This is a genomic window from Amycolatopsis keratiniphila subsp. keratiniphila (assembly GCF_001620365.2).
GTDB lineage: Bacteria > Actinomycetota > Actinomycetes > Mycobacteriales > Pseudonocardiaceae > Amycolatopsis > Amycolatopsis keratiniphila.
Window position 1 is genome coordinate 355,274 of the sequence record NZ_LQMT02000019.1, and the last position, 12,481, is coordinate 367,754.

General features: G+C 68.2%; 11 protein-coding genes. 4 read left to right on the plus strand and 7 right to left on the minus strand.

Going from position 1 to position 12,481, the window contains the following annotated elements; genetic code table 11:
* Window positions 1–195 precede the first annotated feature (195 nt).
* The 6 genes from mptB to AVR91_RS19760 form a co-directional block, all read right to left on the minus strand.
* Window positions 196–1,755, minus strand: coding sequence for a polyprenol phosphomannose-dependent alpha 1,6 mannosyltransferase MptB (gene mptB, locus AVR91_RS19735; protein WP_063276636.1), 1,560 nt, complete (start codon window positions 1,753–1,755; stop codon window positions 196–198).
* 14 nt (window positions 1,756–1,769) lie between these two features.
* On the minus strand, window positions 1,770–3,440 hold the full coding sequence (nikE, locus tag AVR91_RS19740; protein WP_063276635.1) for a nickel ABC transporter ATP-binding protein NikE: 1,671 nt from the start codon (window positions 3,438–3,440) through the stop codon (window positions 1,770–1,772).
* Window positions 3,437–4,342, minus strand: a complete 906-nt coding sequence (locus tag AVR91_RS19745; RefSeq protein WP_016334228.1) for an ABC transporter permease — start codon at window positions 4,340–4,342, stop codon at window positions 3,437–3,439. The genes nikE and AVR91_RS19745 overlap by 4 nt, the downstream gene beginning before the upstream one ends.
* Complete coding sequence (locus AVR91_RS19750; RefSeq protein ID WP_076857380.1) at window positions 4,339–5,370, minus strand: ABC transporter permease; 1,032 nt, start codon at window positions 5,368–5,370, stop codon at window positions 4,339–4,341. Before AVR91_RS19750 ends, AVR91_RS19745 begins: the two co-directional genes overlap by 4 nt.
* Before the next feature lie 8 nt (window positions 5,371–5,378).
* A complete protein-coding gene (locus AVR91_RS19755) occupies window positions 5,379–7,163 on the minus strand; it encodes an ABC transporter substrate-binding protein (protein WP_063273709.1) in 1,785 nt (594 codons plus the stop codon).
* Between the two features lie 337 nt (window positions 7,164–7,500).
* The gene (locus AVR91_RS19760) at window positions 7,501–9,291 is read right to left on the minus strand and encodes a hypothetical protein (RefSeq protein ID WP_228709247.1); all 1,791 of its coding nucleotides are present in this window, start codon (window positions 9,289–9,291) and stop codon (window positions 7,501–7,503) included.
* A gap of 111 nt (window positions 9,292–9,402) precedes the next feature.
* Here AVR91_RS19760 and AVR91_RS19765 point away from each other — a divergent pair, with 111 nt between their 5' ends.
* From AVR91_RS19765 to AVR91_RS43370, 3 genes are read left to right on the plus strand one after another with little or no spacing between them, the layout of a single operon-like run.
* Entirely contained in the window at window positions 9,403–9,756 is a 354-nt protein-coding gene (locus AVR91_RS19765; protein WP_063273707.1) for a cupredoxin domain-containing protein, read from the plus strand.
* A complete protein-coding gene (locus tag AVR91_RS19770; RefSeq protein ID WP_063273706.1) occupies window positions 9,753–10,976 on the plus strand; it encodes a hypothetical protein in 1,224 nt (407 codons plus the stop codon). The genes AVR91_RS19765 and AVR91_RS19770 overlap by 4 nt, the downstream gene beginning before the upstream one ends.
* Window positions 10,973–11,119 carry a hypothetical protein gene (locus AVR91_RS43370; RefSeq protein ID WP_170064557.1) on the plus strand — a complete coding sequence of 49 codons (147 nt, stop codon included), beginning with the start codon at window positions 10,973–10,975 and terminating at the stop codon, window positions 11,117–11,119. Before AVR91_RS19770 ends, AVR91_RS43370 begins: the two co-directional genes overlap by 4 nt.
* Window positions 11,120–11,123: 4 nt before the next feature.
* Here the strand turns inward: AVR91_RS43370 and AVR91_RS19775 are convergent, their stop codons facing one another.
* Window positions 11,124–11,684, minus strand: a complete 561-nt coding sequence (locus AVR91_RS19775; RefSeq protein WP_063273705.1) for a TetR/AcrR family transcriptional regulator — start codon at window positions 11,682–11,684, stop codon at window positions 11,124–11,126.
* 119 nt (window positions 11,685–11,803) lie between these two features.
* Between AVR91_RS19775 and AVR91_RS19780 the strand changes: the two genes are divergently transcribed.
* On the plus strand, window positions 11,804–12,382 hold the full coding sequence (locus AVR91_RS19780; protein ID WP_063273704.1) for a DUF2867 domain-containing protein: 579 nt from the start codon (window positions 11,804–11,806) through the stop codon (window positions 12,380–12,382).
* The last annotated feature ends 99 nt before the right edge of the window (window positions 12,383–12,481 follow it).

Consider the following 12,481-nt stretch of genomic DNA (forward strand, 5'->3'; position numbering starts at 1 on the left):
CTCGGCTCAGCCGAGGAAACTCGCCCTTCGCAACCGCGCCGCCTCCCTTAGAGGTGCCCCCAATGTGGCATTGGAGACGCTGAGTGTCTCCAATGCCACATTGGGGGCACCGAACGAACCGCGAGCTCGCACCAAGCGCCTCTCAACAGCCCAGAACGCCGTGGCGGTGTCCCACCAAGCCCCAAGTACTTGAGATCAGGACCGAGGAGCCTCAGCAGGCAGGAACTGCTCCACCGGCTTCCCTCGCCAGGCGGCGATGATCCCCAGCGGATCCGGCCGAAGCAGCGAAGCGGCCGCGTACACGCTCGCCGCGACGACACCAGCCATGAACCACCAGTCGTATAGCGCCTGCTCCCCCGTCGGGTAGTAAACCAGCGTCACAAACACCGACACCGCGACCACCACAGCGAGGTTCCGGCGGCGCCATTCGAAGGCCGACAGGACCACAAAACCCCAGGTCAGATACCACGGCAGCGACGGCGGCGGGACGATCGCACCGGCCAGCAGGACGATCGCCATCCGGTGGATCGCCGGGTAGCCACCGTCGCGCGCCAGCCACCACTGCCAGCCGGCGAAGACGAACAGCCCGACCATCGCGATCGCCCGGAACACCGTGACGAACGGCGAGACCTCGACGTCGATCACCAGGTTCACCAGCGAATAGAAGATCTCGCCGATCCCGGTCGGGAAGTTCATCCAGTTCGCGATGAGCGTCGGCGCCTTGAGGCCGGTCAGCCAGCCCAGGTTGACCGAGCCGAGCGAGAGCCAGGTGCCCGCGACGAACACCGGCAGGAAGATCCCGACCGACGCGGCGCCCGCGCGGAAGAAGTTGACCACCTTGCGGTCACCGGGCAGGTGGTTCGCCCACACCCAGACCAGGAACGGCAGCGCCCACGCCGCGGTGGGCTTGATCAGCATTCCGATGGTGACCAGGACGATCGCGACGACGTGCTTGCGCTCCAGCGCCGCCAGCACCCCTACGGTGAGGAAGCCCAGCATCAGCAGGTCGTTGTGCGGGCCGCCGACGAGGTGGATCACCGTCATCGGGCTGGCGATGGCGAGCCACAGGGTGATCGGCAGCTTGCCGCCGAGGTGCTTGACCAGCCGCGGCAGCGACCACAGCATCCCGACCAGGCCGATCATCAGGACCAGCCGGGTCGCGATGACACCGGCGATCATGTCGTTACCGGTGACCGAGACGATCCCCTTGGCCACCAGCAGGAACAGCGGGCCGTACGGCGCGGGCGTGGTCTGCCACAGCGGGTGGACGTTCTGCACGACGTCCGGCAGCACGACCAGCTCGGCCGGACCGTTGGCATACGGGTCGAGGCCGTTGAGCAACTGCGCGCCCTGCGCGAGGTAGGAGAAGACGTCGCGGGTGAACAGCGGCGGCGACACCAGCAGCGGCGCCATCCAGCAGGCCGCGGCGATGACGATCGGGCGGCTGCCGATGCGACCCGCGAGCGCGTAGCGGCCCAGCCGGACCCACGCCCAGATGATCAGCGCGAAGCCCGTGTACAGCATCACGTTGGCGAGGATGCGGCCGTGGCCGTAGCGGATCCACGACAGTGGTCCGTGCCCCAGGATCGGGTCACGGATGAGGATGCCACCGGCGCCGAGCGCCGCCAGCATCAGCAGCGTGCTGCCTATGGTTCCCATCGCGATGGTGCGGTACGGGAACCGGGAAGGCACCCGTAGCCGCTCGCCGAGGGAACCGGCCGAGGGCGTCTGCTGGGGGTCTGTCGTGGTCGCCATTTCGAGATTGGAGGTTACACACCGCGCCTGTGCGAGTGCGCGGCAATGGGGGTTTCCCGCGCGGTTCCACCGGGCAACGCGGCGAGCAGCGACTTCGTGTAGTCGTGCTTCGGATCCAGCAGAACCTCCTCCACGGTGCCGACCTCCACCAGCTCCCCTCGGTACATCACGGCGACCCGGTCGGCGATGTTCCAGGCCAGCCCGAGGTCGTGGGTGATCACGAGCCCGGCGAGGCCGAGTTCACGCCGCAGGCGGAGCAACAGCGCGAGGATCTCCCCGCGCACTGACGCGTCGAGCGAGGCCACCGGTTCGTCGGCCACGATCACGCCGGGATCCAGCGCGAGCGCTCCCGCGATGACGACCCGCTGCCGCTGCCCGCCGGACAGCTCGTGCGGGAGCCGGTCGAGGAACTTCCCCGCGGGCCGCAGTTCGGCCGCTTCCAGTGCCTTGACGACGATCTCGTGCTCGCTCGCGCCCATCCCGTGGATACGAGGGCCTTCCGCGACCGCCTCGTACACCGTGTGGTTCGGGTTCAGCGCGCTCGTCGGGTCCTGCAGCACGAGCTGGACCTGCCGCCGGTACGCCTTGAGCCCGGCACCACCGAGCGGGACCGGCTTGCCGTCGTATCGCACCGCGCCGGAATCGGGTTTCTGCAGCCCGAGCAGCGTCCGGGCGAGCGTCGTCTTGCCGGAGCCGGACTGGCCGACGAGCGCGACGATCTCGTCCTTCCGCACCTGCAGGCTCACCCCGGCGACGGCGTTGATGCGCTTGCCGGTGCGATCGCGGAAGCTGACGCGCAGGTCTTCGGCCTCCAGCAACGCCGGCTGGTCGGCACTGCGTTCCGGCTCGGGCGGCAGTGGTGTGCTGGTCGCGGGCGCGAACCGGGACACCGGATCGCCGACGGTCGGGAACGCGGCCGCCAGCGCCTTGCTGTGCTCGTGATGCGGCGCGCTCATCAGCTCCGCGCTCGGCCGCTCCTCGACGATCTCGCCGTCGTACATCACCGCGATCCGGCGGCAGGTCGCGGCGAGCACCGACAGATCGTGACTGATCATGATCAGCCCGATCCCCTGTTCGGCGACGAGCCTGCCCAGCAGGTCGAGCACCTGGGCCTGGACGACGACGTCGAGCGCCGTCGTCGGCTCGTCCGCGATGATCAGCCGCGGCGAGCAGGCCAGCGCCATCGCGATCATGACGCGCTGCTTCTGGCCACCCGACAGTTCGTGCGGGTACGCCCCTGCACGGCCGGGCGGCAGGTCGACCTGTTCGAGCAGTTCCTTGACCTTGGCCTGGATCTCGGCGTCCGACAGCGCCTTGCCACCGGGCGGATGCAGGCGGATCGGCTCCGCGATCTGCTCGCCGATCTTCCGCACCGGGTTGAGCGCGTGCATCGCGCCCTGGAACACGACCGAGGCCTCGGCCCAGCGCACCGCGCGCAGCCTGCCCCACTTCATGGCCGTGACGTCTTCGCCGTCCAGCAGGATCTCGCCGCTGACCTTCGCCGAACGCGGGAGCAGCCGCAGCACGCTCATCGCGACCGTCGACTTCCCCGACCCCGACTCCCCCGCGACGCCGAGCGTGTCGCCGGGTTCGAGCACGAGATCGACGCCGCGGACGGCGGCGACCTCACCGCTGCCGGTGGCGTACGTGACGCCGAGGTTCTTCAGTTCCAGCAAGGGGCTCATGAGTGCTGTCCCTTCAGGCGCGGGTTCAGCACGGTCTCCAGCGCGCGTCCGACGAGAGTGAAAGCGAGGACGACCACGACGATCGCGACACCCGGCGGCAGCAGATTCCACCAGGCGCCCTTGCTGATCGCGCCGTTGTTCAGCGCGGTCTGCAGCATGGCTCCCCACGAGACGGTGTTCGGATTGCCGACACCGAGGAACGCCAGCGTCGCGTCCGCGATGACCGCGTTGCCCACGACGAGCGTGGTGTTGGCCAGCACCAGCGGCATGACGCCGGGCAGGACGTGCTTGCCGACGATGTGCAGGTGACCGCCGCCGAGCGCCTTCGCGCGCTCGATGTACGGACGGCCTTCGATCGTCAGTGTCTGCGCGCGGACCAGCCGGGCGGTACTCGGCCAGGCGGTGACGCCGATGGCGACGATCACCGTCATCGCGCCCTGCTCCAGCACCGACGCCAAGGCCACGGCGAGGACGAGCGACGGCAGCACCAGGAAGAAGTCCGTGAACCGCAGCAGCAGCCCGGACAGCCAGCCACCGAAATGCGCGGCGGCGATCCCGATGATCGTGCCGATCAGCACCGAGAGGAAGGCCGCCGAGAACCCGACGAGCAGGGAGATCCGCGCTCCCCAGAACGTCATCAACAGCACCGAACGGCCGTCGATGTCGGTGCCCAGCCAGAACTCCCCGCTGGGCGGGTTCAGCGAACCGCCGTGGGCCTTGGTGACGTCGAGACCGGACTCGTCCGAGATCACCGGCGCGAGGATGGCCAGCACGGTGAGGATGCCGAGGAAGGCGAGCCCGAAGACACCGGCCTTGTTCGTCGTGAACTCGTGCCAGCGCTTCGCCACGGCCTCGCGGCGGCGGCGCCAGACGATCGAACCGGGTTTTTCCGCTGTGGTCATGCCGTCCGCACCCTGGGGTCGAGCACGCGGTAGAGCAGCTCCGCGAGCAGGTTCATCAGCACCACCGCGCCGGCCAGGGTGACGAAGACTCCTTGCAGGACGGGCAGATCAGGTCCGCGGAGCGCTTCGTAGAGCAGCTGCCCCAGCCCCGGCCAGCTGAACACGGCCTCGACCGAGACAGCGCCCGAAACGACCATGCCGAATTGCATGAAGACCAGCGTCACCGTCGGCAGCAGGGCATTGGGCACGGCGTGCCGCTTGCGCACCAGGTCGTCGCGCAGGCCCTTGGCCCGTGCGGTGGTGAGGTAGTCCGAGTTCATCTCGCCGATCAACGACGACCGCATGACCAGCATGTACTGCGCGTAGAACACCACCAGCAGGGTCACGCACGGCAGCACCAGATGGTGGAGAACGTCGAGACCTTCACTGAAAAAGCCCGGTTCGACGTCCGGGGAATGCATGCCCCGGCTGGGAAAGAGCCCGTCGGTCGCCACGAGCAGCATGAGCCCGAGCCAGAACTGCGGGACCGACCACAGGGTCAGCGCGAGTCCCGTCTGGGCCTTGTCGAACCCGCTCCCCCGCCGCCAGCCCGCGCGGATACCGAGCCAGAGGCCGAGCGCGACGGCGAGCACCGTCGCGCTGCCGACGAGCAGGATCGTCGGCCACAACCGCTCGCCGATCATGTCGAAGACCGGACGACGCTGCAGGTACGAGACGCCCATGTCGCCCTGGAGCAGGCCGACGATGTAGTCCCAGAACTGCTGCAGCAGAGGCTTGTCCACGCCCATCTGGGCACGCAGCTCCGCCATCATCTTCGGATCGGTCGGCCGGTCGCGGACCATGAACCGCACGGGATCGCCGGGCAACGTCCGGAACAGGAAGAACCCCAGCACGACGACGAGCGCGAGACTCGCCAGCGCGCCGCCGATCTTGGAGAGCACGAACCGGGCGGTGCCGGTCCCGCCTCGGCGCTCGTCGGGATCGACGAGCGCCGAGGGCTGGTCGAGGGAACTGAGTGCTTCGGTCAACGCTGCTCTTACTCCCGGTCGTCAGCCGACTTGCCGCGCCGCCCGAGCAGCACGCCGCCGCCGACGAGCACCACGAGCACGACCGCGCCGATGCCGATCCACAGTCCGGTGTTGCTGCTCTCCTCGGCGCCGGCCGCCGCCGCGTCGGCCGGGGTGGCGCCGTAGACGCCCCAGTAGCCGGACTGCTCGAGGATCGCGCCGTCGGGCTGCGGCTGCTTGGTGAACGAGGAGAACTTGTCCGAGCGGTAGGCCTCGAGCACGTTGTCGTAGTCCAGGACGACGTCGACGTACTCGCCCGCCAGCACGGCCTGCGCCTGCTTGACCAGCTCGGCGCGCTTCGCCGGGTCGAACTCGGTCAGCTGCTTCTTGTACAGGTCTTCGTAGCGCGGGTCGCAGAAGAACGTCGCCGAGCTGCCGCCGTTGCCCTCCGCGTTCGGGCGCCCGGCGCAGGTGTTCAGGCTCAGGGCGTAATCCGGGTCGGGCGAGGTGCCGTAACCGGAGATCGCGAGGTCGTAGTTGCCCGCCGTGGTGCGGTCGTCCAGCTCGTCGTCGGAGACGAGTTCCTGCTTGACGCCGATGCCCGCGTCCTTGAGCCAGCCGGTGACGAACTGCGCGACACGCTGGTCGAACGGCCGGTTCGCGTGCCCGGCCAGGCGGAACTCCAGCTTCGCGCCACCGGGGGCGACGCGGATGCCGTCCGCTCCCTTGGCGTAACCCGCCTGGTCGAGCGTGGCGTTCGCGGCCGCGATGTCGAACTTGGTCTTCTCGGCTTCGGACGGGGTCCAGGTGTAGGCCTTGTAGATCGCCGGCACGACGCCGGTCCCGGGCTGGCCGTAGCCGTTCATCACCTTTTCGACGATGGTGTTGGTGTCGATGGCCTGCGCGATCGCCTTGCGGACGCGGAGGTCCTTGAGGATCGGGTTCCCGTCACCGATCGGCTGGTCGAGCACGTTCTTGACGCCGAAGTTGATGATGAGCTCGTTGTACCGGCGGCCCGGCGCCTTGTTCGTGGTGATGTTCTTCTCGCTCTTGAGCGCGTCGAACTGCGTCGGCGTGAGGCGGTTGATGACGTCGACCTCGCCCTGCTTCAACGCGTTGACCGCGGCCTCGGCGTCCTTGAACTGCAGCAGCTGCAGTTCGTCGACCTTGGGCGCGCCGCGCCAGTAGTCCTTGTTCGCCTTGAACTTCACGAACTCGTTCTTCTTGTACTCGGTCAGCAGGTACGGGCCGCTGCCGACGCCGACGACGGCCATGTCGTCGGTCGAGGGGGCGTTGAGATCCTTGATCGGCTCCCAGATGTGTTTGGGCACGATCGGGACGTCGAGCGAGGTCATGCTCGACTGCGGGGCCTTGGTCTTGATGACGAGCGTCTTGTCGTCCGGCGCCGACACCGAGGCGAAGTTGGTGACGTAGCTGCCGTTCGCGGTGCGGGCGTTCTCGTCGTCGAGCATCCGCTGGAAGGTGTACGCGGGGTCCTGCGCGGTGATCGGCTTGCCGTCGGACCACTTCATCCCCTGACGGATGTTGAAGGTCCAGGTGAGCTTGTCGTCCGACGTCTTCCACGACTCCGCGATCCCGCCCGTGGGCTGGGTGTCCTCGGCCGAAGGCAGGGTCAGGAACTCGTAGTTGAACCGGCCGACCTGGGTCGACGCCGCCAGCTGGGCGGTGAAGGGGTTCAGGTGGTCGATGCCGGTCGTGAGCGCCACCCGGAGGACCTTGCCCTGCTGCTGTGCCGCCGCGGCGGGCACGAAAGGCACCGTCGCGACCGCCGAAGCGGCGAGGACGGCGACCACGCGAAGACCACGCCGTCGCCTCGGAAAACGCTCTGTGCGCACGAAGACCACCCCATCGAAACTCGCTGTAACCCAACCCCCGAGGCGGAAAAGTAACCACATGTCGCGGTAACCGCGCAATGACTCGCCAATACCGATCGTGCACGGCGGATGTCGTCGCGTGGTCGACAGCTACTTTACGTCTCGCCGACGTCGCACTGCGTCACCATTTCGGCGCGCGAAACGGCGACACGTGCAGTGTCCTGGGTATTCAAGGGAAGCGGGCTTGCAGAAGCCTTGCGCGCGATGATGCCCAATCGATACGTGCGACGAAGTGCGAGCAAAGCGTTTCGTGGCGTCAGCCGACGGAGACCTCACGCCGCCGCGCGGTGGCCGCGGCCGCGTAGAGCCACGCGAACAGCGCCCACATCCCGGCGAAAATGAGCCCGACGGTCACATACGCGACCGTCCACAGCACCGCGGGCGTCTCCGACTTCCGCTCTCGTTGCAGGAACTCGATCTCGGACATGAACGGGCGCGTGCCGGACGTCGCGTCGATCGACGGCGCGTTCGCGGCCGGGTCGGCAGGCGCGTAGATCGGGGCCAGCCCCATCACCCGGTTCGGGACGTGCACGCGGATCCCGGTCTTCCACTGGCCGAACACCGGCAGCGGCTGGGCCGTGCGGTACACCCCGTCGCCGATCTTCTCCAGCGGCGCGGTGTAGAAGTCGCCGCCCTGCCAAGCGAAACCGTTGAGCCACACGGCGTCGTCGGCCAGGTCGGGCCGCGAGATCGTGACGGTCGCGTCGACCCAGCGCGGCGTGCCGCCACCGTGCGGATTCGAGATCGGCAGCCCGGTCGCGGCCTCGGTCAGCCGGACATCGGCGGTGAACCCCGGTTCCGGATCGGCCGGGACGGCGACCGCCGACATCAGGGCGACCGCGCCCAACGCGCCGACGAGACCGACCGAGTGCCGGGGTCCGGCCGCGGGCACCCGCGTCGCCGTCTCCTCCACTCGTTGGTACTGCCAGACGCCGATGAACGCACCAGCGAGCGCCGCGCCGGTCCCGAACAGGACGAACAGCGGCAGATGCGCCGTGGGCCAGGGATTCGGCATCAGCCAATGGGTGAACGCCGCTTCGGCGAGCATCCCGGCCGTCCCCACGAGCAGACCGGCGACGGCGGCGAACGTGTAGCCCTGCCGGTTACGCATCGCGAAGGCGACGACCTCGATGATCACCGCTTCGGCGACGTACGGCAGCAACGACGCCACGTGCAGGTCGGCGAACAGCGGGATGACGGCGAACGAAGCACGAGAAGCGAGGAAGACCGCGAGGATGATCAGCGCGCCGCCCGGGCCCCAGGACAGCCGGCCATAGGTCAGCGTCCAGGCACCGATCAGGCCGACGAGCACGACCTGCGACAGCATCGGGAACTGCGGGACGCCGAGATCGAACTCCATGAGGAACGCCGAAGCGCCCATCATCCAGGCACCGGCGAGGACCGGGCCGAGCAGGCGCACGACCGGTCCGGTCGCACCGACCTGGCGCGCCTCGCCGAGCAGCAGTTGCAGACCCAGCACGACGCAGACCCCGCCGCCGATCATCAGGACGTGCGTCGGCCCCCATTCGGTGACGTCCTGGCCGAACAGGCGGTGCCAGACGTCGTCGAGCGGGAAGCCCGCGATGCCGACGAGCCCGGTCGCCATCATCTGGATGGAGCCCATCGGCGCCCGCCAGTGCGGGCCGATCTTGAACGTGCGCTTGGGCAGGTCCTTCGTCGCCAGGGTCGCGCTGAGCACACCGCTGGCGAAGATGCCCATCAGTCCGAAGTAGATCGGATAGTGCGAAGGGTTCGCGAGCGGGCCTTCGTCGCGGCCGAGCTCCATATGGATCGGCACGTCCCAGTAGACGCCGATCAGCGCCGACATCCCGGAGAGGAAGGCGACGAACATCGGCAGCGCCGCCCAGCGCGGCAGGCCGGTGAACTCGCCCATCCAGTCCGCCACGCGACCGAAGACCGTCCGCTTCCCCGCCCGCTCGCGAAGCACGAAAAGAGCCAAGGGCAGGAAGACCGCCGTGAACATCAGGCCCGCGATGACGATCTGCCCGAATTGCGCTCCGCCGGCAGGCGGGCTCTCCTGAGCCATGAACACCGTTCTCGCCTTCCTGCTAACCTGAGTAACTGTTACCTTGGGGTAACACGATAGGCGCAAGGTCCCGGCCGGGCAAGCCGGGGCGTACGACTTGGAGGGACCTCGATGCGGAGGATCTGCGGGATCACCGTGGCCGCGCTGCTCGCCCTGACCGGCTGCTCGGGATCGGCGCAGGACCCGGCGCCGAGCACCGGCACCCGGACCGTCAAGTTCTCGGTCACCGACGGCAAGCGCACGGCGGGTCCCGAGGAGGTCGCGGTGCGCACCGGCGAGAACGTCGCGCTCGAAGTCACCTCGGACCAGCCGGACGAACTCCACGTCCACGGCTACGACAAGGCCGCCCAGCTCGCCCCCGGCGTTCCGGGAACGGTCTCCTTCACCGCGAACATCGACGGGATCTTCGAGGTGGAACTGCACAAGAGCGGCGCGGCGGTGACCAAGCTCCGGGTGAGCGGATGATCCTGGCGCACGGGCTCGGCGGCCGGTCCGATCTGCCGGTCCCGCTGTGGCTCGCACTCTACGCGGGAGCGGCGGCCGTCGTGGTCTCCTTCTTCGCGCTCACCGTGCTCTGGAAGAAGCCCAAACTCCGCGGCGCCGAAGCCGGTCGCCCACTTCCCCTTGCCCTGCAACGGTTCGTCGACAGCAGATTCTCGCGACTCGCTTCAAGCGTGCTCGGCGTGGTGTTGTTCGCGGGCTTCCTGGCGACGGCATGGGCGGGCCCTGACAGCTCGGCCGACAATCCGGCTCCCGCCTGGTTCTACGTCTGGTTCTGGGTCGGGCTCGTTCCGCTCTCACTCCTGTTCGGCCCGGTCTGGCGGCGGTTGAATCCGCTGAGGACGGTCGCGTCGCTGATCCCGTCCCGGCATCGCGAACTCCCGGACCGGCTCGGCTATCTGCCCGCGATCGTCGGCCTCCTGGCGTTTTTGTGGCTGGAACTGGTGTTTCCGCATTCGGACTCGCCTCGTGCCATCGCCCTTTTCGGCGCGGTATATGGCGTTATACACATAATACTCGGCGTGGTGTTCGGTCCGCGCTGGTTCGACCGCGGTGACGCTTTTGAGATCTACGCGCGTTTGATCGCGGCTCTCTCCCCTTTCGGCAGGCGTGCCGACGGGCGCCTGGTGGTCCGGAACCCGCTGGACGGCCTGCTCACCATCTCCCCCGCGCCGTGGCTGACCGCGCTGGTGCTGGTGGTGCTCGGCTCGACCGCGTTCGACGGCCTGACGCGGCTCCCCTTCTGGACGTCACTGGACGCCGGCGTCCTTGGCGGCACCGCCGGGCTCGCGGCCTGTATCGCGCTCACCTATGGCGCCTACGCGGGCGCCATCAGCCTGACCAGGCCGTACCTGCGCCGAGGATTCGACCCGTATCCCGCGTTCGCGCCTTCGCTGATCCCGATCATGGTCGGCTACACGGTCGCGCACTACTTCTCGTTCGCCGTGTTCTCGGGGCAGCAGGGCTTCGGCCGCGCGATCGACTACACGATCGTGTCGACCGGCGTGATCGCGCTGGTGCAGATCGCCGGAATCGTCGCCGGACACGTGCTGGCCGTAACCTCGGCACATGACCGTTCCGTCGGCGTGCTGCGCGCGAACTACGTCAAGGTGGGCCAGTACCCGATGCTGGCGCTGATGATCGGCTACACCGCGCTCGGGATCGCGCTGGTCTCCGGCTCATGACCAGCGCGGCGCGGGTGGTGATGATGCACCAGGGCGGCTGGGACGAGATCCTGATCTTCGTCGGCCCAGTGGTGATCATCGGGCTGCTCATCTACGTGGCACGCAAGCAGGTCCCGACCACGCCTGAGGACGACGACGAGTAACCCGTCATCCGACGGGTCCACCACCGAGAAGCAGCGCCCCGGCCAGTTCGGTGACCTCGTCCCGGGACCGGCCGTCGTGGTCGGCGGCCATGAAGTGTTTGCCGATCAGGAGCGAGAACGCGAGCAGGCAGCGGGCCTCGACCTCGGCCTCGTCGGTGAAGATCTGGCGCATGAGGGAACGCAGGTAGTCCATCCGCTGGTTGTCGACCCGCCGGAGCCGTTCCGCGACCGCCGCGTCGCGCCGGGCCCAGTCCCGGATGGCGAGGTCGATCGGCAGCAGACGCTCGCCGGCGAGCAACCCCGCGCGCCGGATCTTCGCCCTGGCGTCGCCGCCTTCGCTCTCGACGCTTTCGAACAGCAGCTCGGTGCTCATCCGCTCCCAGGTGGCGAGCATTTCCTGCAGCAGCGCGCCCCGATCGGCGAAATGGCCGTAGAAGCCGCCTTTGGTGACACCCAAGGCTTTCGCGAGTGCCTCGACGCGGACCGCGTCGGGACCTCCGGCGGCGAGGGCGGTCAGCCCCGCGTCGATCCAGGCGCTCGGCGGGGTCCGGGTTTCGGCGGCCATGCGATCACCGTATCTCCCGTCACTCCAGCACCACGAGGACGATATATACGCTACCGTACAGATGGCGGAAACGCACTGGGAGGAACAACGACGATGACTGTCGGATTCGGGGTCTCGGCATGAAACTCGCGGAAACGGCCCACACCACCCGCACCTGGCGGATCCACGGGATAGCCGGGGACTTCGACCTCGAAGACGTCTGGGCGCTCGACACCCCCGGCGGGCCGGACGAGTTCGGCAAACTGGTGAAGCAGTTCTCGTCGGGGAACTTCCCGGACGGGTCACCGCTCCCCGTCCGGGCACTGTGGGCGCTGCGCTGGAAGCTCGGCGGACTGCTGGGGCTGGACAAGCGGGATTCGGGACTCGACACACGGGTGGGATCACTCCGTGGCAAGCTCCCGCAGGACCTCCGCGACACCCCCATCGGCCCGGAAGAAGACTGGTTGCCGTTCACCCCGCTTTACCGGCTCGAAGACGAGTTCGCGGCCGAAATGGCGAACCGGACCATGCACGGCGTCCTGCACATCGCGTGGGTCGAGGACGGCCAGGGCGGATACCGCGGTCAGATGGCGGTGCTGGTCAAGCCCAACGGCCTGTTCGGCCGGATGTACATGGGCTTCATCAAGCCGTTCCGGTACCTGATCATCTATCCGGCGCTCATGCGGATGATCGCGCGGGAGTGGAAGGGTGACTCCTAGTTCCAGCCCCGAATGTCCACGAGAGACATATCGCGTCGATCAGGCGCCCAATTGATACCGTTATGCCTGCTTCTGGACGGGTCGTGAGTGATAATGAGG

Bases quoted from the DNA above. Each gene is read 5' to 3' on its own strand.
- mptB (WP_063276636.1), bottom strand. From the start codon at position 1,755: ATGGCGACCACGACAGACCCCCAGCAGACGCCCTCGGCCGGTTCCCTC.
- nikE (WP_063276635.1), bottom strand. From the start codon at position 3,440: ATGAGCCCCTTGCTGGAACTGAAGAACCTCGGCGTCACGTACGCCACC.
- AVR91_RS19745 (WP_016334228.1), bottom strand. From the start codon at position 4,342: ATGACCACAGCGGAAAAACCCGGTTCGATCGTCTGGCGCCGCCGCCGC.
- AVR91_RS19760 (WP_228709247.1), bottom strand. From the start codon at position 9,291: ATGGCTCAGGAGAGCCCGCCTGCCGGCGGAGCGCAATTCGGGCAGATC.
- AVR91_RS19765 (WP_063273707.1), top strand. From the start codon at position 9,403: ATGCGGAGGATCTGCGGGATCACCGTGGCCGCGCTGCTCGCCCTGACC.
- AVR91_RS19770 (WP_063273706.1), top strand. From the start codon at position 9,753: ATGATCCTGGCGCACGGGCTCGGCGGCCGGTCCGATCTGCCGGTCCCG.
- AVR91_RS43370 (WP_170064557.1), top strand. From the start codon at position 10,973: ATGACCAGCGCGGCGCGGGTGGTGATGATGCACCAGGGCGGCTGGGAC.
- AVR91_RS19775 (WP_063273705.1), bottom strand. From the start codon at position 11,684: ATGGCCGCCGAAACCCGGACCCCGCCGAGCGCCTGGATCGACGCGGGG.
- AVR91_RS19780 (WP_063273704.1), top strand. From the start codon at position 11,804: ATGAAACTCGCGGAAACGGCCCACACCACCCGCACCTGGCGGATCCAC.